Raw genomic sequence first — 17,897 nt, forward strand, 5'->3', positions numbered from 1 at the left:
TGACCGCACCGCGCCCCCGCGTTCCTCCGGCCCTGTTCCCGGAACCCCGGAATCTCCCCGCGGACTGTGTGAGGGTGGACGGGCCGACCGACGCACCCGCACACCGAGGTGAGAGATGACGTTCACGACCCGGCCCACCCTCCAGGGCACCTTCGGCATGGTGTCCTCCACCCACTGGCTCGCCTCCCAGTCGGCGATGGCGGTGCTGGAGGACGGGGGCAACGCGTTCGACGCGGCCGTGGCCGGGGCGTTCGTGCTGCACGTCGTGGAGCCGCACCTCAACGGGCCGGCCGGCGAGGTGCCGGTCCTGCTTGCCCCGGCGGGCGGCGCGGTGCGCGTGCTGTGCGGCCAGGGCGTGGCCCCGGCGGGCGCGACGGTGGCCCACTACCGGGGGCTCGGGCTGGATCTCGTACCGGGCACCGGACCGCTCGCCGCCGCCGTGCCCGGTGCCTTCGACGCCTGGCTGCTGCTCCTGCGCGATCACGGCACCAAGTCCCTGGACGACGTCCTGAAGTACGCCATCGGCTACGCCGAGCACGGGCACGCGCCCGTGGAGAACGTCGGCCTGACCGTCGAGAGCGTACGGCGGCTGTTCGAGACCGAGTGGACCTCCTCGGCGGAGCTGTACCTGCCGGGCGGCCGGGCACCCCGCCCCGGCACGCTGCTGCGCAACCCCGCCCTGGCCGCCACCTGGAAGCGGCTGCTGGCCGAGACCGCCCGCGCGGGCGGCCGGGAGGCCAGGATCGACGCCGCGCGCGAGGTGTGGCGCTCCGGCTTCATCGCCGAGGCCCTGGTACGGCAGTCCCGCCGGCCCACCCTGGACACCAGCGGCGAGCGGCACACCGGCACCCTCACCGAGGCCGACCTCGCCGGCTGGTCGGCGACCTACGAGACCCCGGTGACGTACGACTGGAACGGCTGGACGGTGTGCAAGGCCGGCCCCTGGAGCCAGGGCCCGGTGCTGCTCCAGCAGCTCGCCCTGCTCCCGCCCGAACTGCCCGCCTATGGCTCCGCCGACTACGTCCACCTGCTGATCGAGGGCTGCAAGCTCGCCATGGCCGACCGCGAGGCCTGGTACGGGGACGCCGCCGAGGTGCCCCTCGCGGACCTGCTGTCGGACCAGTACAACGCGGCCCGGCGGGCCCTCGTCGGCGAGAAGGCGGACCACGGGCTGCGCCCCGGCAGCCCCGGCGGCCGCACCCCGCGGCTGCCCGCACGGGCACACGCGCGCGTGCCGGCCGGCGCGGAGCACGGCTTCGACCCGATGGGCGCCGGCGAACCGACCGTCGCCGGGCCGCCCGGCGAGCCCGAGGTCGCCGCCGATGGCACGACCCGCGGCGACACCTGCCACCTGGACGTCGTCGACCGCTGGGGCAACATGGTCGCGGCCACGCCCAGCGGCGGCTGGCTCCAGTCCAACCCCGTCGTCCCCGAACTGGGCTTCCCGCTCGGCACCCGCCTCCAGATGACCTGGCTGGAGGAGGGCCTGCCGGGCTCCCTCACCCCCGGCCGCCGCCCCCGCACCACCCTCACCCCGTCCCTCGCGCTGCGCGACGGCGTGCCGGTCATGGCGTTCGGCACGCCCGGCGGCGACCAGCAGGACCAGTGGCAGCTGCACTTCTTCCTGGCCGCCGCCCTGCGCGCCCCCGTCCGCGGCGGCCTCGACCTCCAGGGCGCCGTCGACGCCCCCAACTGGCACAACGACAACCACCCCAGCTCCTTCCACCCGCGCGGCCGGCATGCCGGCGGCGTGACCGTGGAGTCCCGCATGGACGCCGGGGTGATCGAGGAGCTGCGGCGGCGCGGCCACGACGTCACTGTGGGTCCCGCCTGGTCCGAGGGGCGGCTGTGCGCGGTGGCCCGGGATCCGGAGACCGGCGTCCTGTCGGCGGCGGCCAATCCGCGCGGCATGCAGGGGTACGCCGTCGGCCGCTGACGGCCCGGCCCGGCGGGCGGTGCCGATCCCCGCTCTTCACCCCGATTCCACCCCGAGTGCACCGAATGGGGGCGGGGGATGTCAGTGGGACGTGCTCTCATGGGAGGCATGATCGAAGAGACGGAAACCATCGACGAGTTTCTCGCCCGCTGCTCGGCCGACGTGGAGGAAGCGGTCCGCAAGGCCGCCGCGGCCGAGATCCTGCCCCGCTTCCGCCGCCTCGCCGCGTACGAGGTCGACCAGAAGAGCGGCCCGCACGACCTGGTGACGGACGCCGACCGCCTCGCCGAGCTCCGGCTCACCGAGGACCTCGGCGCCCTGCTGCCCGGCTCGGTGGTCGTCGGCGAGGAGGCGGTGCACGCCGACCCGGCGGTGTACCGGGCGCTCCAGGGCGACGTACCGGTGTGGATCGTCGACCCGGTCGACGGCACCCGCCAGTTCGTGCACGGCGACGACGGCTTCTGCACCCTGGTCGCGCTCGTCCAGCGGGGCGTCGTGATCGCCTCCTGGACCTACGCGGCGGCCCGCGACCAGTTCGCCACCGCCGTCCGCGGCCAGGGCGCCTTCCTCGACGGCGAGCGGCTGTTCGCGGGCCCGCCCACGCCCGGCCGGGACCTCGTCGTCGCCACCTCCCACCCGGACTACACCACCGACGAGCAGAAGGGCGCCCTGCGCCCCCTGTGGACCGACGGCCTCGCCCCGCGCGCGTGCGGCTCGGCGGGCCTGGAGTACCTCGCCGTGGCCCGGGGCGAGTTGGACGCCGTCGCGTTCTCCTGGGAGGCCGCCTGGGACCACGCGGCCGGTCTGCTCCTGGTCGAGGAGGCGGGCGGCACGCACCTCACCCTGACCGGCGAGCCGTTCCGCGTCACCGGAGGCAACGCCCTGCCGTTCACCGCCGCCCGGGACGCCGCCACCGCCCGCCGGGTGGCGGACCTGCTGCGCACCGCGTCCTGACCCCGGGACCACCCGGGCCGGGGCGGTGTCAGACCCCCGGCATATCCTGATCCCGAATGGCCATCGGCTGACGAAGGGGTCCGAAGGTGCCGTCGATGCTCGATGCGGTCGTGGTGGGTGCGGGGCCGAACGGACTGACCGCAGCCGTGGAGCTGGCCCGCCGCGGCTTCTCCGTGGCCCTGTTCGAGGCGAAGTCCACCGTCGGCGGCGGCGCCCGCACCGAGGAGCTGACCCTGCCCGGCTTCCGGCACGACCCGTGCTCGGCCGCGCACCCCCTCGGCATCAACTCCCCGGCGTTCCGCGCCCTGCCGCTCGACCGGTACGGCCTCGAATGGCTGCACGCCCCGCTGCCCATGGCCCACCCGTTCCCGGACGGCACCGCGGCCGTGCTCTCCCGCTCGGTCGCCGAGACCGCCGCCTCCTTCGGCCCGCGCGACGCCGGTGCGTACCGCAGGCTGGTCGAGCCGCTCCTCGCCCACTGGGACACCCTGGTCCGGGACTTCATGTCCCTGCCGCTGACCGCGCTGCCCCGCGACCCCGTCACCCTGGCCCGCTTCGGCCTGGCCGGGCTCCCGCCGTCCACCTGGCTGATGCGCCGCTTCAAGGACGAGCGGGTCAAGACCCTCTTCGCGGGCCTGGTCGCCCATGTCATGGCGCCGCTGAACGGCCTGGCCACGGGCGCCATCGGACTGGTCTTCGCGCTGTCCGCCCACGCCCGCGGCTGGCCGGTGCCCCGCGGCGGCTCCCAGGCCATCTCCGACGCCCTCGCCGCCTACCTGACCGACCTCGGCGGCGCCGTGCACACCGACTACGAGGTCAAGCGCCTCGACGACCTGCCGCCCGCGCGCGCGTACGTCTTCGACACCTCGCCCGCCGCGCTCGCCCGGATCGCCGGCTTCGGCGACCACTACGCGCGCTACCGCTACGGCCCCGGCGTCTTCAAGATCGACTACGCGCTGGACGGCCCCGTGCCCTGGACCGCGCCCGAGGCCCGCACCGCCGGCACCGTCCAGATCGGCGCGAGCCAGGCCGAGATCGGCACCGCCCTGCGCGCCGCCTCCCGCGAGGGCCGCGCCCCCGACAGACCGTTCATGATCACCGTGCAGCCCAGCCTGGTCGACCCGTCCCGCGCCCCCGAGGGCAAGCACGTCTTCTGGGCCTACGGCCATGTGCCGAACGGCTGGTCCGGCGACCTCACCGACGCCATAGAACGCCAACTGGAGCGCTTCGCCCCCGGCTTCCGCGACCGCGTGCTCGCCCGCGCCACCGCCGGACCCGCCGAGATGGCCGCCCGCAACGCCAACTACGTCGGCGGCGACATCGCCTGCGGCGCGGCCAGTGGACTCCAACTGCTGCTGCGCCCCAAGCCCACCCTGTTCCCGTACCACACCCCCCACCCGGCCGTCTTCATCTGCTCCTCGGCCACCCCGCCCGGACCCGGTGTCCATGGCATGTCCGGACACAACGCGGCCAAGGCCGTCTGGCGGAGACTGAGACAGACCTGACGGCCGTCGACCGAGGCAGACATGACCGACATCACCCTCGTCCAGGGCGACATCACCCGGCAGCACGCCGACGCCATCGTCAACGCGGCGAACTCCTCCCTGCTCGGCGGCGGGGGCGTGGACGGCGCGATCCACCGCCGGGGCGGCCCCGCCATCCTGGAGGAGTGCCGCGCCCTGCGCGCCTCCCGGTACGGAAAGGGCCTGCCCACGGGCCGGGCGGTCGCCACCACGGCGGGCGAACTGGACGCCCGCTGGGTGATCCACACCGTGGGACCCGTCTGGTCCGCCACCGAGGACCGCTCCGACCTGCTCGCCTCCTGCTACCGCGAGGCACTGCGCGTCGCCGACGAACTCGGCGCCCGGACCGTCGCCTTCCCGGCCGTCTCCACCGGCGTCTACCGCTGGCCGATGCGGGACGCGGCCCGCATCGCGGTGGAGACCGTACGGAACACGCCGACGGCGGTGGAGGAGGCGCGGTTCGTGCTCTTCGACGAGCGGGCGTACGAGGCGTTCGCCCGGCAGGCCGGCTGACGGACGCCGCCGCCGACCGACCCGAACCGATCGGCGAGCTCACCCGAACGGCGTATCCCTCGGTGCGCCCGGCGGCTGCCTGGCCAACGCTCGGAGTGCCCCACGTGCTCCCCGCGAGCGCGGGATCCGAGACGGACGGGGAGGCAGAAAGGACACGCTCATGAGCCAGGCAGCACAGCCCACCGGACCGACCAGCCCGGGCGGCTCGTGGCCGCCGCGGCAGCCCGGCGCCCAGGGTGGCGCCTGGGCGACCGGCGGCGTCACGTTCGCCGGGGTCCTGATGATGTGCAGCGGCCTCCTCGCCCTCTTCCAGGGGATCGCCGCCGTCGCCGGGGACGCCGTCTACTACCGCATCGGCAGCTACATCTACAAGATGAACCTCACCGGCTGGGGCACGATCCACATCGTCATCGGTGCCCTGGTCCTGGCGACGGGCGTCGGCCTGCTCATGGGCATGGCCTGGGCCCGCATCGTCGGTATGGTCCTCGTCGCGTTCAGCCTCGTCACGCAGTTCCTGTTCCTGCCGTACGCGCCCGTCTGGTCACTGGTCCTGCTGGCGATCGACGTCTTCGTGCTCTGGGCGCTCGCGTCACACCGCGAAGCGCCGGCCTGAGCCCCCGCGCGGCCCGACACGCCCCCGCCACGCCGGCCCACGGGCCGCGCTCGCGGTCTCTGTCCAGCAGCCGCCCCGGGGCGCGCTCCCGGCCTCCGCCCAGCAGCCGCCCCCGCTCCCCGTCCAGCACCCGCTCCCGGCCCCTGCGCACCGGCCCCGCGCCCGTGCGTGGCATCATCGGCGCGGCCCCGGCCACAGCCGTGGCACGGCACGAGGAGTACGAGGAGCACGATGGACCCCGCGCTGCTGGACGACTTCTCCCTGGAGATGACCGGCAAGGACGTGCCCGGGCTGGAGGAGGCGCGGGACAGCATCCCGCCCGGCACCCGGATCAACATCACGTTCCTGGCCGGCGAGGACACCGGTACGCGGCTGACCGCCGCCCGCGCGGTCAAACGGCTCGGTTTCGTCCCCGTACCGCATATCTCCGCGCGCCGCCTGCCCTCCCGTACCGCCCTGGAGGAGTTCCTCGCCGGGCTGGCGGCCGACGGCACCGCCGGGAACGTGTTCGTCGTCGGCGGCGACCCGGCCCGCCCCGAGGGGCCCTACGAGGACGCCCTCGCCGTCCTTCGCACCGGGCTGCTGCGGCGCCACGGCGTCCGGCACGTCGGCATCGCCGGCTACCCCGAGGGCCACCCCGGCATAGCCGACCGGCTGCTGTGGCCGGCGCTCACGGACAAGGCGGCGGCCATCGGGGCGGACCGGTTCACCGGGGACGTCATCACCCAGTTCGGCTTCGACGCCGACCCGGTGCTCGCCTGGCTGGAGGCCCTCCGCGCGCGGGGCGTGCACCTGCCCGTCCGCGTCGGCGTCCCCGGACCCGCGGGGGTGCGCCGGCTGCTGCGCTACGCCGGCCGGTTCGGCGTCGGCACCAGCGCCTCCGTGGCCCGCAAGTACGGCTTCTCGCTGACCAACCTCATGGGCACGGCCGGCCCGGACCGCTTCCTGCACGCACTGTCCGACCGGTACGACCCGGCCCGGCACGGCACGGTGAAGGTGCACTTCTACACCTTCGGCGGCCTGCGGACCACCGCGGACTGGATCGCCCGCTTCCGCCACGGATCCGAACGGGTCAGCGAGGAGCGGCAGACCACTCGATCATGAGATGCAGCGGTCGAGGGCCCTGGCCAGGCCCACGTTGATGTCGGATTTTCGCCAGCGGCCGGGGCGTGCGGTGGGCCATGCTGGGCGCATGCAGACAGGGATGCACCACGACCGGGAGCACTGCGTACGCGCCGTGCAGTCCAAGGACGCGCGGTTCGACGGATGGTTCTTCACGGCCGTCCTGACCACCCGGATCTACTGCCGGCCGAGCTGCCCGGTCGTGCCGCCCAAGCCGGAGAACATGACGTTCTACCCGAGCGCCGCCGCCTGCCAGCAGGCCGGCTTCCGGGCCTGCAAGCGCTGCCGCCCCGACACCAGCCCCGGCTCCCCGGAGTGGAACGCGCGCGCCGACCTCGTGGCCCGGGCCATGCGGCTGATCGCCGACGGGGTCGTGGACCGCGAGGGCGTGCCCGGATTCGCCGCCCGGCTCGGCTACAGCACCCGGCAGGTGGAGCGCCAGCTGCTCGCCGAGCTGGGCGCAGGCCCTCTCGCGCTCGCCCGCGCGCAGCGGGCCCAGACCGCGCGGCTGCTCATCGAGACCACGGCCCTGCCGATGGCGGAGATCGCGTTCGCGGCCGGTTTCGCCTCCGTCCGCGCCTTCAACGACACCGTCCGCGAGGTCTTCGCCCTGTCCCCGAGCGAGCTGCGCGCCCGGGCGCCGAAGAGCGGCGCGGGCACCCCCGGCGTGGTCACCCTGCGGCTGCCGTTCCGCGCCCCGCTCAACCCGTCCAACCTCTTCGGCCACCTCGCCGCCACCGCCGTCCCGGGCGTCGAGGAGTGGCGCGACGGCGCCTACCGCCGCACCCTGCGGCTGCCCTACGGCCACGGCATCGCCGCGCTCGCACCCCGCCCCGACCACATCGCCTGCCGCCTCACCCTCAGCGACCTGCGCGACCTGACGGTGGCCATCAGCCGCTGCCGCCGCCTGCTCGACCTGGACGCCGACCCGGTGGCGGTCGACGGCCATCTGCGCACCGACCCGTCCCTGGCCCCCCTGGTCGACCGGGCCCCGGGCCGCCGGGTGCCGCGCACGGTCGACGAGGCCGAGTTCGCCGTCCGGGCCGTGCTCGGACAGCAGGTCTCCACGGCCGCCGCCCGCACCCACGCGGCCCGCCTGGTCACCGCGCACGGCAAGCCCCTGGACGACCCCGAAGGCGGCCTCACGCACCTCTTCCCCTCACCCGAGGCGCTGGCCGGCATCGACCCCGAGACCCTGGCGATGCCCCGCACCCGGCGCACCACCTTCACCACCCTCGTCCGCGAACTCGCCGACGGCGGACTGCACCTGGGCGTGGAGGCCGACTGGGCCGAGGCGCGGGCGCGGCTCCTCGCGCTGCCCGGCTTCGGGCCCTGGACGGTGGACGTCATCGCCATGCGCGCCCTCGGCGACCCCGACGCCTTCCTCCCCACCGACCTCGGCATCCGGCGCGCCGCGAAGGAGCTGGGCCTGCCGGCCACCCCGGCCGCGCTCACCGCCCGCGCGCAGATGTGGCGGCCCTGGCGGTCGTACGCGGTGCAGTACCTGTGGGCGACGGACAGCCACCCGATCAACTTCCTCCCGGCCTGAAGGACTCCGATGAACCACCACACCGTGACCGACAGCCCGTACGGTCCGCTCACCCTCGTCGCCGATGCCGACGGCGCCCTGTGCGGCCTGTACATGGTGGACCAGCGGCACCGCCCCGGCGAGGAGAGGTTCGGCCCGCGCGACGACTCCCTGCCCGTCTTCGCCGAGACGGCCGAGCAGTTGACGGCGTACTTCTCGGGCGAGACCAAGGAGTTCACCGTTCGGCTCGGCCTGCACGGCACACCGTTCCAGCGCAGCGTCTGGCAGCAGCTGACCGCCATCCCGTACGGCGAGACCCGCACCTACGGCGAACTGGCCGACGCCCTCGGCAACCCCCGGGCCTCCCGCGCCGTCGGCCTCGCCAACGGCCGCAACCCCGTGGGCATCATCGTGCCCTGCCACCGTGTGATCGGCTCCGACGGCAGCCTCACCGGCTACGGCGGCGGCCTCGACCGCAAACGCCGCCTGCTGGACTTCGAACGGGGAACCGCCCTGTTCTGACCCCGCTGACCGGCGCCGACGGCGCCGGCCCGGCGTTCTCAGTCGCCCAGCGTGCGCAGGAGCGCGGGCAGCGCGGTGCCGATCGGTTCCCGGACGATCTCGTCGGCCCGGTCGTCGTAGGGCGTGGGTTCGGCGTTCACGATGACGAGGCGGGCGCCGTGGTCGGCGGCCACGCCGGCCAGGCCGGCGGCGGGCTGCACCTGGAGGCTGCTGCCCACGGCGATGAACACCTGGCAGGCCTTGGTGACGGCCACGGCCTGCCCGAGGACCACCGGATCCAGCCGCTCGCCGAACATCACCGTCGCCGACTTCAGTATGCCGCCGCACTCCAGGCTGCCGTGGAGTTCGAGCACCTTGCGGGCGGGCATACCGGCGAGCTGGTGCAGGCCGTCCACGTTCTGGGTGATGACCCGGACGGGCACGCCGGACTTCTCCAGCTCGGCGACGGCCCGGTGCGCCGCGTTCGGCTCGGCCCGCAGCGTCCGGTTCTCGCGCCGCATCCGCCAGGACCGCCGCCGGATCTCCGGGTCCGTCATGTAGTACTCGTACGTCACGAGCTTCTCGGCCTCCGGATCGCGCCGCCACAGCCCGTTCGGCCCGCGGTAGTCCGGAATGCCGGAGTCGCAAGGCATTGGCAGACGTAACACGTCGTCGTTCCGGCAGCGGAGCGTTCGCAGGAGGCGATGGCCATCACGTGACGCGCTGAATGGGGCGGTAGTGGTCCCTAGCCGCCCAAGCCCCATCGCACGCCCGCCACAACCCCGAGCGCCACGGCAGGAACCACCCACCCCCACCCCATGACCCGCCGCACCGACGGCAGCAGCCACAAACCCGTCGCCGCACCGGCAGCCCCGATGGTCAGGACGCAGGACAGGACGATGCCGGCGTATGCGTCGTCGTCCCAGGAGCCTGACGGGCGGATGGTCAGGGCGGTCCAGCAGAAGTACGCGGCGATGAGGGTGAGCAGGGTCAGTGGTACGGCGAGGACCAGGCGAAGGCCGCCGCGGTCGTTGTCCGGGTGGGAAGGGCGGGTCATCAGCGCAGTGCGTTCCTTGCCTCGTCCAGGTTGTTTGTGAAGCCACGCCCATAGGCCTGAGCGTCATCGGTCTGCCAGTACGGGCCACCGTTGTAGCGCGCGGCGAGCTCCTGGTACTGGGCCGCTGTCATCTCCTCCGGCGGTACGTCGGCGAACTCGCTCTCTGCCTTGAGCTGGGCCAGGTACTCCGAGGCGATGAAGATGTTCTGCCCGGGGTCTTGGAGGGCCTCCTCCACCATGCCGCGCTGTTGGTCGGTGAGGTTGTCGGGGTCGTAGCCGAGGACCTCGGCGCCGCGTCGCACTTGGATGGCTATGGGCCCCATGGACGTGTTGTCGGGGTCGCCGCCGAGACGCCAAGGCAGGCTCTCGGGGGCGATCGGGCTCAACGGGGAGTCCGCCTGTTCACGGATGGTGTCGGTGATGTCGTCGAGGATGCCAGGCTGCCCACCGATCTCCTGCCAGGCGATGCCGGCGACCATGTCCGGCGGCAGCCCCGAGTGCCGTGCCGCCGCCTTGATGATCTCTTTGTTCGCGGCGATCCACTCAGCGCGCTCCTCGGCGTTGGAGGGCGGGCTCCAGTAACTGTCCTTCGCTCCGGGGAGACTGGCGACCTGGAGGCGGATGTCGCGCAGTGTCGGAGAGACGATCTCGTTCCCGGCGATGGGATAGTAGTCCTGCTTGGGGCCGCTGCCGGGCAACCGCGTCAACGGGTCCGTGCTCGCCTCGGCCGCTTCCCGCCGCAGCTCCGAGATCGCGGAGACGATGTCGACGCGTTGGATGAAACCCATGCGAAAGTCCGGCAGCAGGTCGTAGGCCTGCTTGAGTTCGTGGACGCAGATCTCCCGCGCCTCGTGCTCAGTGGTCTTCGCCAAGTGGAAGTCCCCGCCGGCAGCGTCGTGCAGCCGGTTCGCATCGTCGCGGATGTCATCGACGTCCATGGTGAGTTCGGCGAAGAAGTCCATGACACCGGTGGTGGCCCGCATGTCCTCCCACTGGCGCATCGGCTCCGCTTCCTGGGCTTCGCGGGTGATCGCCGTGCCCTTGGTGTGGATCAGTGTCGCGAGGGCCTGCTCGTTCGCCTTGCCGTTGGAGTAGTGGGCCTTGGCGACCTCCAGCGCGAATGCGTAGCTGCGCAGGGCGCTGGCGGCCTTGTCGTAGCCCTCGGCCAGTTGCGCGATGAGTTTGCGCCCCTCAGCGAGTCTGGCCTCGTAGTGCTGACTGCCCTCACTTTTCCACTGCGTGTGCTTCTCGGCCCGCTCGGCGGAGGGGTCGACCGCCACGAGCATGTCGTGCAGGCGCTTGAACTCGTCCGCGTTCCGTTCGACGAGGGGTGGGTTGCAGCTTTCCAGGAACTCGACGTCCTTGCGGTGGCTGATGCCGCTGCTCATCGTGCCTCCGGGGCGACGTACTGGCCGTAGCGAAGGACGTTGTCGAGGAAGCGCTGAGCTGTGTCGTCGTCGATCTTCACGAAGTCGCTGCCGGTCGTCCTCAGGCGGGTGGATAGCGCCGCGAACAGAGCGACTGCGTCCAGGTACTGGTCATCGGCGAATCCAGCGAACCGTGCCACCTGTTTGGCCACGTCCTCAGGCGTCCGGGGTTCACGGGCCATGGTGGTCAGTTCGGCGTCAGGCCGCCCCTCGTGAAGGAAGCCCGCGATTTCGATCAGCAGATTCGCGTTGCCATTGATCGACTCGGCCTTGGCCACCAGGGACCCGGAGGCTGGGGCGCCTGACCCCGCGCCTCCGTCCGCCGGCAGCTGGTCGATCTGCATGCCGGCCTGCCGACGCGCCAAGGCGTCGGCCTTCAATTGGGCCCACTCCTCCTCGAATGACAACCTGTTCCCCCTCCAGCTCGATGCCTCGAACAGTCAATCGATCATGTCATTGGGGAGAGGCGTACCGAAACCTCGCCACTCCGGTTGCGGACCGGTGTGACAGACCGCTCAACTCAGTCGTGTGTAACGGGGAAGAGACGTGTCGCGGGCGCAGGCAGCGCGTACGGGCCGCCGCACAGTGCGTCCCGGTTCGTCAGTTGTGATGTGGCCACCGGCACCTATGCGTGCTGAAGGCTCTTCCAAGACTTGGCCCCGCCCACGACCCCCAGGCACGAACGTCGGCTCCAGCCGCCCCGTAGTAGATACCGGCCCCGCTGAGCAGGGCGACGAGAGGCTTGGCCATGGCATCGAGGGTAGGGCGGGCGGCGTGGCCGCCGCGAACGGATAACCGCGGGGGCCGGACCGGCGGGACGGTACCGGGGCACGGCCCCCGGTGCCGGCGTCCGCGCATGGCCACGGTGACTGGGCGGTCAGGCCACCCGGTGGCCGTTCTCCAGTTCCGCCGTCCCGGAGCCGTCCGCGAGGACGTCCAGCGCGGCCAGCACCCGGCGGCCGAGCGCCCCGGGCAGATGGGCGGTGAGGTCCTCGCGGGCGACCAGGCGCCAGGAGAGCAGTTCCTCCTCCTGGAGACGGATGGCCTTCAGCTCGTCCTCGGTGAGGACACCGCCGTCGTACAGGTAGGCCACCAGCGGCGGCCGGCCCGCGCCGTGCACCCAGTCCACGGCCAGCAGCCGGCCGAGTTCGCGGTCGAGCCCGATCTCCTCCAGCGTCTCCCGGCGGGCGCCCTGGCGCGGCGTCTCCCCGTCGTCGGACTCGATGGTCCCGCCCGGAAGGGCCCAGCCGTCACGGTAGTTGGGTTCGACGAGCAGCACCCGTCCCTCGGCGTCCCGGAAGAGGGCGGCGGCCCCGGCGAGGACACGGGGCAGGCTCGCGATGTACGCGGCGAAATCCTGGGTCGTGGTCATGGGGGGAAGGGTAACCAGCCGGCCGCCGGCTACGTCCCGCTCGTCGCCAGGCGCAGGGTGCGTTCGGCCAGCGCGCTGATCCGTACGCCGTCGAAGCCGAACACCGCGCTGCGCACCGTGTCCTCCAGCGGGTCCCGCCAGTGCGCCGGAATGGCCTCCGCCCCGGTGAGGACCCCGGCCACGGAACCGGCCGTCGCCCCGTTGGAGTCGGTGTCCAGGCCGCCGCGCACGGTCAGGGCGACGGTCCGGGTGAAGTCGCCGTCGCCGTAGAGCAGTCCGGCGGTGAGGACGGCGGCGTTCGGGACCGTGTGGATCCAGCCGAGCCCCGCGGTCTCCGCGGACACCGTGGCCAGGGTCTCCTCCCACGGCAGCCGCGCCTCGTGCAGGCTCGCCACCCGCCGCACGGTCCGGGCCAGGCGGCTGCTCGCCGGGACGACCGAGAGCGCGGTGTCCAGGGCGTCCCGCACGGTCGGGGCGGTGAACGCCGCCGAGATCAGCGCGGCGGCCCACATCGCGCCGTACACGCCGTTGCCGGTGTGCGAGAGCACCGCGTCCCGGCGGGCCAGCCCGGCGGCCCGGACGGGGGCGCCGGGGCAGGTCCAGCCGTAGACGTCGGCGCGGATCAACGCGCCGATCCACTCCTGGTACGGGTTGTCGTACGTCGCCGTCAGCGGCGGCTTCAGCCCGTTCGCGAGGTTGCGGTACGCGGCCCGTTCCGCCGTGAACGTCTGGAGGTACGGCAGCCTGAGCAGCCACAGCTCGCCGACCTGCTCGGTGCTGAAGCCGAAGCCGTGGGTCTCCAGCAGGTGCAGGCCGAGGATCGCGTAGTCGACGTCGTCGTCCCGGCAGCTGCCGTGGATCCGGCCGCGCACGCAGGCGCGCCACTCCGGGCGCAGTACGGCGGCCTCCTCCGCGTCGGCCGGTTCGGGCAGGTAGTCGGTCAGCGGCAGGGCCGCGGCCCGGCGCAGATAGCGGTCGATGCGGTCGCGCGTCCACACCTCGCCCTGCTCGACCGGCTTGCCGAGCATGTTGCCCGCGATCCGGCCGAGCCAGCCGCCGTGGACGCGGTCGGCGAGGTCCGGACCGCTGCGCTGGGTGCTCATGGCAGGGGTGTACCCACTTCGTCCGGCCGGCTCCCAGCGGCTCGACCAGGGTTCGGGCGGGGCATGACGGCGGGGGTGCCCTGCGGTTATGGTCACAGCGGCGCGACTGGCCCCGACGTGCGCGGGGCCCGGAGAGCAAGGGGAAGACAAGGTGGCGGACGCTGCAGTGAACGAGACCCGTCGGGTGCTCATCGCCGCGGACAAGTTCAAGGGCTCGCTGACGGCCGTGCAGGTCGCCGAGCGGGTGACGGCCGGGCTGCGCCGGGTCGTGCCGGATCTTCAGGTGGAGGCGCTGCCCGTGGCCGACGGCGGCGACGGGACCGTGGACGCGGCGGTCGCGGCCGGTTTCGAGCGCCGGGAGGTGCGGGTCGCCGGGCCGCTCGGCGAGGAGGTCACGGCCGCGTTCGCGCTGCGCGGCGGCACCGCGGTGGTGGAGATGGCCGAGGCGAGCGGCTTGCAGCGGCTGCCGGCCGGGGTCTTCGCGCCGCTGACCGCCTCGACGTACGGCGCCGGGGAACTGCTGCGCGCCGCGCTGGACGCGGGCGCGCGGACGATCGTGTTCGGCGTCGGCGGCAGCGCCACGACGGACGGCGGCGCGGGCATGCTGTCCGCGCTGGGCGCGCGGTTCCTGACCGAGGAGGGCGAGCCGGTGCCGCCGGGCGGCGGCGGACTCGCCGACCTCGCCCGCGCGGACCTGTCCGGCCTCGACCCGCGGCTGTCCTCGGTCGAGCTGGTGCTGGCCAGCGACGTCGACAACCCGTTGACCGGCCCGAAGGGCGCGCCGGCGGTGTACGGCCCGCAGAAGGGGGCCTCGCCGGACGACGTCGAGACGCTGGACGCCGCGCTGGCCCACTTCGCGAAGGTGCTGGAGGCGGAGGCCGGGCCGCGGGCCGCCGAGTACGCGGCGGCGCCGGGTGCGGGAGCCGCCGGAGGCATCGGATACGGGGCCCTGCTGCTCGGGGCGCGGTTCCGTCCCGGTATCGAGGTGATGCTCGACGTGCTGGGCTTCGCGCCCGCCCTGGAGCGGGCCTCGCTGGTGATCACGGGGGAGGGGTCGCTGGACGAGCAGACGCTGCACGGCAAGGCACCGGCGGGGGTCGCCGCGGCGGCGCGGGCGGCGGGCAAGGAGGTCGTGGCGGTGTGCGGGCGGCTGGCGCTGCCGACGGAGGCGCTGCTCGCGGCCGGGATCGCGCAGGCCTACCCCCTGACGTCCGTCGAGCCGGACGTCGCCCGGTGCATCGCGGACGCGGGGCCGATCCTGGAACGGGTCGCCGCGCGGCTGGCCGAGGACCACCTGGCCTGAGGTCCCTGATCGGCGGCACAAGCGAGGGCCCCCTACCCATCCCGGGTAGGGGGCCCTCGTCCACGTACCGCTACGGCAACTGCGCCGCCCGTGCCTCACGACGGTTGTCGCGGAAGTTGTTCACCCGCCGGGCCGTGGCGAACAGCGGAATCACCGCGCCCATCACCAGTTGCAGCGCGCAGCCCGTCTGGAGGAGCAGCTGTCCGCTGGGCGCGTCGAAGGCCCACGCCGCCAGCAGCCCCATCGACAGCACGATCCAGGAGAGCATCGCGCCCGCGAGACGTCCCCGGGGCTTGGGGTACTCCACCCGGCTCACCATCAGCCACGCGGTCCCGAGGATCGCCAGCAGGGTCGCCACGAACGGCAGCTCCAGCAGCACGATCGAGACGACCGTCAGCGCGCCGAACGGCGAGGGCATGCCCTGGAACATGCCGTCCTTCATCGTCACGCAGCTGAAGCGGGCCAGTCTCAGCACCACGGCCAGCAGCACCACGATCGCGCCCACCGCGGCCACCCGCTGGTGCGCGTCGTCCGCGACCATGCCGTAGACGAGGACGAAGTACGCGGGGGCCAGCCCGAAGCTGATCAGGTCGGACAGGTTGTCCAGCTCCGCGCCCATCGGCGACGAGCGCAGCTTGCGGGCCACCAGCCCGTCGAACAGGTCGAAGACCGCCGCGCAGAGCATCAGGATGACCGCCGTGGCCGCGCTGTGGCGGGCCATGCCGGACTCCTGGCTGCCGGTGAGGTGCGGGATCAGGATGCCGGTGGTGGTGAAGTACACCGCCATGAAGCCGCACGTGGCGTTGCCCAGCGTGAGGGTGTCCGCTATCGACAGGCGGAGAGAAAGAGGCATCTCCTCCTCGTCGTCCACCTCGTCGGCCTCGGGCACCCAGCCCGCCTGGGTCTCCGGATCAATCACGGTCAATGCGAGTCACCCCAGCCACGGTCTTCTGGCCGACCTCGACCGCGACCTCCACGCCCTCGGGCAGGTAGAGGTCGACACGCGAGCCGAAGCGGATCAGACCGATGCGGTCGCCCTGCTCGACCTTCGTGCCCTGGGGGATGTAGGGCACGATGCGGCGGGCCACCGCGCCGGCGATCTGGATCATCTCGATGTCGCCGAGTTCGGTGTCGAAATGCCAGACTACGCGCTCGTTGTTCTCGCTCTCCTTGTTGAAAGCCGGAACAAAGCCGCCGGGGATGTGCTCGACGGACGTCACGGTGCCCGCGAGGGGCGCGCGGTTGACGTGGACGTTGAGCGGGCTCATGAAGATGGCGACGCGGGTACGCCCGTCCTTCCACGGCATGATGCTCTGCACCACACCGTCGGCGGGCGAGATGACCTGGCCCTGGGCGATCTCGCGCTCGGGGTCGCGGAAGAACCACAGCATGCCCGCCGCGAGCGCGGTGGCGGGCACGGCGACGGCCTTGGCGACGCCCGAGCGGCGAGCGCGGGCCAGGCTGAGGGCTGCGGTGGCGACGGTCGGGAGAAGCCACGGCGATGCTCCGCGCGCGAGGCGTACGCCGACTCGGCTGTCGCGAGGTGCAGAGGTTTGGCTGTGGGGCATGGATGACCTTCGTAGCGGATGATGCCGCGCTCTGACGGGGGACGGCGGCTTTCCCGGGATCGTACCGGTCGCGGGCCACAACTGGGCAAGCCAGGAAGCCGAGTCGGCGGCTGAAGAGCGTCTACGGGGTGTGATCTTCTTCTCGAAGAAAACACCCCGTATCCGGACAATCAGCCTTGGAATCGATACTCTTCGAGCAGCCTGCGACCGATGATCATTTTCTGGATCTCGGCGGTACCTTCACCGATGAGCAGCATCGGGGCCTCGCGGTAGAGGCGCTCGATCTCGTACTCCTTGGAGAAGCCGTAGCCGCCGTGGATCCGGAAGGCATCCTCCACGACCTCCTTGCAGTACTCGGAGGCGAGGTACTTCGCCATTCCCGCTTCGAGGTCGTTTCGTTCCCCGGAATCCTTTTTGCGTGCCGCGTTGACCATCATCGCATGCGCGGCCTCGACCTTGGTCGCCATCTCCGCCAGCTTGAACTGGATGGCCTGGTGCTGGGCGATCGGCTTGCCGAACGTGTGCCGCTGCTGGGCGTAGCGGATCCCCAGCTCGAAGGCGCGCTGGGCGACGCCGCAGCCACGTGCCGCCACATTGACGCGACCCACCTCGACGCCGTCCATCATTTGGTAAAAACCTCGGCCGGTGACCCCGCCGAGCACCCGATCGGCCGGAACGCGCAGTCCGTCCATGATCAGCTCGGTCGTGTCGACGCCCTTGTAGCCCATCTTGTCGATCTTGCCGGGGATGGTGAGGCCCGGGCGGACCTCGCCGAAGCCCGGCTCCTTCTCGACCAGGAAGGTCGTCATCGACTTGTGCGGCGCCGTGCCCTCGGGGTGTCCTTCGTCACTGCGGACCAGTACGGCCACGAGCGAGGACGTGCCGCCGTTCGTCAGCCACATCTTCTGGCCGTTCAGGACGTACTCGTCGCCGTCCCTGACCGCCTTCGACGTGATCGCCGACACGTCCGAGCCCAGTCCGGGCTCCGACATCGAGAAGGCGCCCCGGATGTCGCCGGCCGCCATCCTCGGCAGGAAGTGGTCCTTCTGCTCCTGCGTGCCGTGCTGCTTGAGCATGTACGCGACGATGAAGTGCGTGTTGATGATGCCGGACACCGACATCCAGCCGCGGGCGATCTCCTCCACGCACAGCGCGTAGGTGAGCAGCGACTCGCCCAGGCCGCCGTACTCCTCGGGGATCATCAGGCCGAAGAGGCCGAGCTCCCGCAGGCCGTCCACGATTGCCTGCGGGTACTCGTCGCGGTGCTCCAGCTCGGTCGCGACCGGAATGATCTCTTTGTCGACAAAGTCCCGGACGGTGGAGAGGATCTCCTGCTGGACGTCGGTCAGACCGGCGGTCTGGGCGAGACGGGCCATG

18 protein-coding genes are annotated in these 17,897 nt (G+C 72.6%); 9 read left to right on the forward strand and 9 right to left on the reverse strand.

Features of this window, described 5'->3' with window-relative positions:
- The first annotated feature begins 115 nt into the window (after window positions 1–115).
- The 8 genes from AQJ11_RS05525 (at window position 116) to AQJ11_RS05560 (ending at window position 8,711) form a co-directional block, all read left to right on the forward strand.
- Window positions 116–1,936 carry a gamma-glutamyltransferase family protein gene (locus AQJ11_RS05525; RefSeq protein ID WP_059262065.1) on the forward strand — a complete coding sequence of 607 codons (1,821 nt, stop codon included), beginning with the start codon at window positions 116–118 and terminating at the stop codon, window positions 1,934–1,936.
- Between the two features lie 108 nt (window positions 1,937–2,044).
- Window positions 2,045–2,890, forward strand: coding sequence for an inositol monophosphatase family protein (locus AQJ11_RS05530; protein WP_059262066.1), 846 nt, complete (start codon window positions 2,045–2,047; stop codon window positions 2,888–2,890).
- 86 nt (window positions 2,891–2,976) lie between these two features.
- Window positions 2,977–4,395: a phytoene desaturase family protein gene (locus tag AQJ11_RS05535; protein ID WP_175252310.1), complete on the forward strand. Its 1,419-nt coding sequence runs from the start codon at window positions 2,977–2,979 to the stop codon at window positions 4,393–4,395.
- A 21-nt stretch (window positions 4,396–4,416) separates the two neighbouring features.
- Window positions 4,417–4,926, forward strand: coding sequence for an O-acetyl-ADP-ribose deacetylase (locus AQJ11_RS05540; protein WP_014675968.1), 510 nt, complete (start codon window positions 4,417–4,419; stop codon window positions 4,924–4,926).
- Window positions 4,927–5,086: 160 nt separating this feature from the next.
- A complete protein-coding gene (locus AQJ11_RS05545; RefSeq protein WP_059262067.1) occupies window positions 5,087–5,539 on the forward strand; it encodes a DUF7144 family membrane protein in 453 nt (150 codons plus the stop codon).
- Window positions 5,540–5,770: 231 nt separating this feature from the next.
- Window positions 5,771–6,643 carry a methylenetetrahydrofolate reductase gene (locus tag AQJ11_RS05550; RefSeq protein ID WP_059262068.1) on the forward strand — a complete coding sequence of 291 codons (873 nt, stop codon included), beginning with the start codon at window positions 5,771–5,773 and terminating at the stop codon, window positions 6,641–6,643.
- 88 nt (window positions 6,644–6,731) lie between these two features.
- On the forward strand, window positions 6,732–8,210 hold the full coding sequence (locus AQJ11_RS05555) for a DNA-3-methyladenine glycosylase 2 family protein (RefSeq protein WP_279616938.1): 1,479 nt from the start codon (window positions 6,732–6,734) through the stop codon (window positions 8,208–8,210).
- Between the two features lie 9 nt (window positions 8,211–8,219).
- A complete protein-coding gene (locus tag AQJ11_RS05560; RefSeq protein ID WP_014675972.1) occupies window positions 8,220–8,711 on the forward strand; it encodes a methylated-DNA--[protein]-cysteine S-methyltransferase in 492 nt (163 codons plus the stop codon).
- 38 nt (window positions 8,712–8,749) lie between these two features.
- Here the strand turns inward: AQJ11_RS05560 and AQJ11_RS05565 are convergent, their stop codons facing one another.
- The 6 genes from AQJ11_RS05565 to AQJ11_RS05590 all read right to left on the reverse strand — a co-directional run bounded on the left by AQJ11_RS05565 (window position 8,750) and on the right by AQJ11_RS05590 (window position 13,649).
- Window positions 8,750–9,343 (reverse strand): SIR2 family NAD-dependent protein deacylase, encoded by a 594-nt coding sequence (locus AQJ11_RS05565; protein ID WP_059262070.1) that lies wholly within the window; start codon window positions 9,341–9,343, stop codon window positions 8,750–8,752.
- Between the two features lie 92 nt (window positions 9,344–9,435).
- Window positions 9,436–9,747, reverse strand: a complete 312-nt coding sequence (locus AQJ11_RS05570) for a hypothetical protein (RefSeq protein ID WP_014675974.1) — start codon at window positions 9,745–9,747, stop codon at window positions 9,436–9,438.
- Window positions 9,747–11,135, reverse strand: coding sequence for a hypothetical protein (locus tag AQJ11_RS05575; RefSeq protein WP_059262071.1), 1,389 nt, complete (start codon window positions 11,133–11,135; stop codon window positions 9,747–9,749). Before AQJ11_RS05575 ends, AQJ11_RS05570 begins: the two co-directional genes overlap by 1 nt.
- Window positions 11,132–11,554 carry a hypothetical protein gene (locus tag AQJ11_RS05580; RefSeq protein ID WP_244218128.1) on the reverse strand — a complete coding sequence of 141 codons (423 nt, stop codon included), beginning with the start codon at window positions 11,552–11,554 and terminating at the stop codon, window positions 11,132–11,134. The genes AQJ11_RS05575 and AQJ11_RS05580 overlap by 4 nt, the downstream gene beginning before the upstream one ends.
- 497 nt (window positions 11,555–12,051) lie before the next feature.
- On the reverse strand, window positions 12,052–12,546 hold the full coding sequence (locus AQJ11_RS05585; protein ID WP_059262072.1) for an NUDIX domain-containing protein: 495 nt from the start codon (window positions 12,544–12,546) through the stop codon (window positions 12,052–12,054).
- A 29-nt stretch (window positions 12,547–12,575) separates the two neighbouring features.
- Window positions 12,576–13,649, reverse strand: coding sequence for an ADP-ribosylglycohydrolase family protein (locus tag AQJ11_RS05590; protein ID WP_059262073.1), 1,074 nt, complete (start codon window positions 13,647–13,649; stop codon window positions 12,576–12,578).
- Between the two features lie 166 nt (window positions 13,650–13,815).
- Here AQJ11_RS05590 and AQJ11_RS05595 point away from each other — a divergent pair, with 166 nt between their 5' ends.
- Window positions 13,816–14,952 (forward strand): glycerate kinase, encoded by a 1,137-nt coding sequence (locus tag AQJ11_RS05595; protein WP_059262074.1) that lies wholly within the window; start codon window positions 13,816–13,818, stop codon window positions 14,950–14,952.
- Window positions 14,953–15,022: 70 nt separating this feature from the next.
- On the opposite strand, the gene pssA is transcribed toward AQJ11_RS05595, so the two are convergent.
- From pssA to AQJ11_RS05610, 3 genes are all read right to left on the reverse strand, one after another.
- The gene (pssA, locus tag AQJ11_RS05600) at window positions 15,023–15,841 is read right to left on the reverse strand and encodes a CDP-diacylglycerol--serine O-phosphatidyltransferase (protein WP_014675980.1); all 819 of its coding nucleotides are present in this window, start codon (window positions 15,839–15,841) and stop codon (window positions 15,023–15,025) included.
- Between the two features lie 22 nt (window positions 15,842–15,863).
- Window positions 15,864–16,520: a phosphatidylserine decarboxylase gene (locus tag AQJ11_RS05605; protein ID WP_078611849.1), complete on the reverse strand. Its 657-nt coding sequence runs from the start codon at window positions 16,518–16,520 to the stop codon at window positions 15,864–15,866.
- A gap of 170 nt (window positions 16,521–16,690) precedes the next feature.
- Complete coding sequence (locus AQJ11_RS05610) at window positions 16,691–17,896, reverse strand: acyl-CoA dehydrogenase family protein (protein WP_059262075.1); 1,206 nt, start codon at window positions 17,894–17,896, stop codon at window positions 16,691–16,693.
- Window position 17,897 lies beyond the last annotated feature (1 nt).

The organism is Streptomyces corchorusii (assembly GCF_001514055.1).
GTDB classification, from domain to species: Bacteria; Actinomycetota; Actinomycetes; order Streptomycetales; family Streptomycetaceae; genus Streptomyces; species Streptomyces olivaceoviridis.

Bases quoted from the DNA above. Each gene is read 5' to 3' on its own strand.
- AQJ11_RS05570 (WP_014675974.1), bottom strand. From the start codon at position 9,747: ATGACCCGCCCTTCCCACCCGGACAACGACCGCGGCGGCCTTCGCCTG.
- AQJ11_RS05605 (WP_078611849.1), bottom strand. From the start codon at position 16,520: ATGCCCCACAGCCAAACCTCTGCACCTCGCGACAGCCGAGTCGGCGTA.
- AQJ11_RS05585 (WP_059262072.1), bottom strand. From the start codon at position 12,546: ATGACCACGACCCAGGATTTCGCCGCGTACATCGCGAGCCTGCCCCGT.
- AQJ11_RS05565 (WP_059262070.1), bottom strand. From the start codon at position 9,343: ATGCCTTGCGACTCCGGCATTCCGGACTACCGCGGGCCGAACGGGCTG.
- AQJ11_RS05545 (WP_059262067.1), top strand. From the start codon at position 5,087: ATGAGCCAGGCAGCACAGCCCACCGGACCGACCAGCCCGGGCGGCTCG.
- AQJ11_RS05540 (WP_014675968.1), top strand. From the start codon at position 4,417: ATGACCGACATCACCCTCGTCCAGGGCGACATCACCCGGCAGCACGCC.
- AQJ11_RS05575 (WP_059262071.1), bottom strand. From the start codon at position 11,135: ATGAGCAGCGGCATCAGCCACCGCAAGGACGTCGAGTTCCTGGAAAGC.
- AQJ11_RS05610 (WP_059262075.1), bottom strand. From the start codon at position 17,896: ATGGCCCGTCTCGCCCAGACCGCCGGTCTGACCGACGTCCAGCAGGAG.
- AQJ11_RS05550 (WP_059262068.1), top strand. From the start codon at position 5,771: ATGGACCCCGCGCTGCTGGACGACTTCTCCCTGGAGATGACCGGCAAG.
- AQJ11_RS05560 (WP_014675972.1), top strand. From the start codon at position 8,220: ATGAACCACCACACCGTGACCGACAGCCCGTACGGTCCGCTCACCCTC.
- AQJ11_RS05525 (WP_059262065.1), top strand. From the start codon at position 116: ATGACGTTCACGACCCGGCCCACCCTCCAGGGCACCTTCGGCATGGTG.
- AQJ11_RS05530 (WP_059262066.1), top strand. From the start codon at position 2,045: ATGATCGAAGAGACGGAAACCATCGACGAGTTTCTCGCCCGCTGCTCG.
- AQJ11_RS05590 (WP_059262073.1), bottom strand. From the start codon at position 13,649: ATGAGCACCCAGCGCAGCGGTCCGGACCTCGCCGACCGCGTCCACGGC.
- AQJ11_RS05555 (WP_279616938.1), top strand. From the start codon at position 6,732: ATGCAGACAGGGATGCACCACGACCGGGAGCACTGCGTACGCGCCGTG.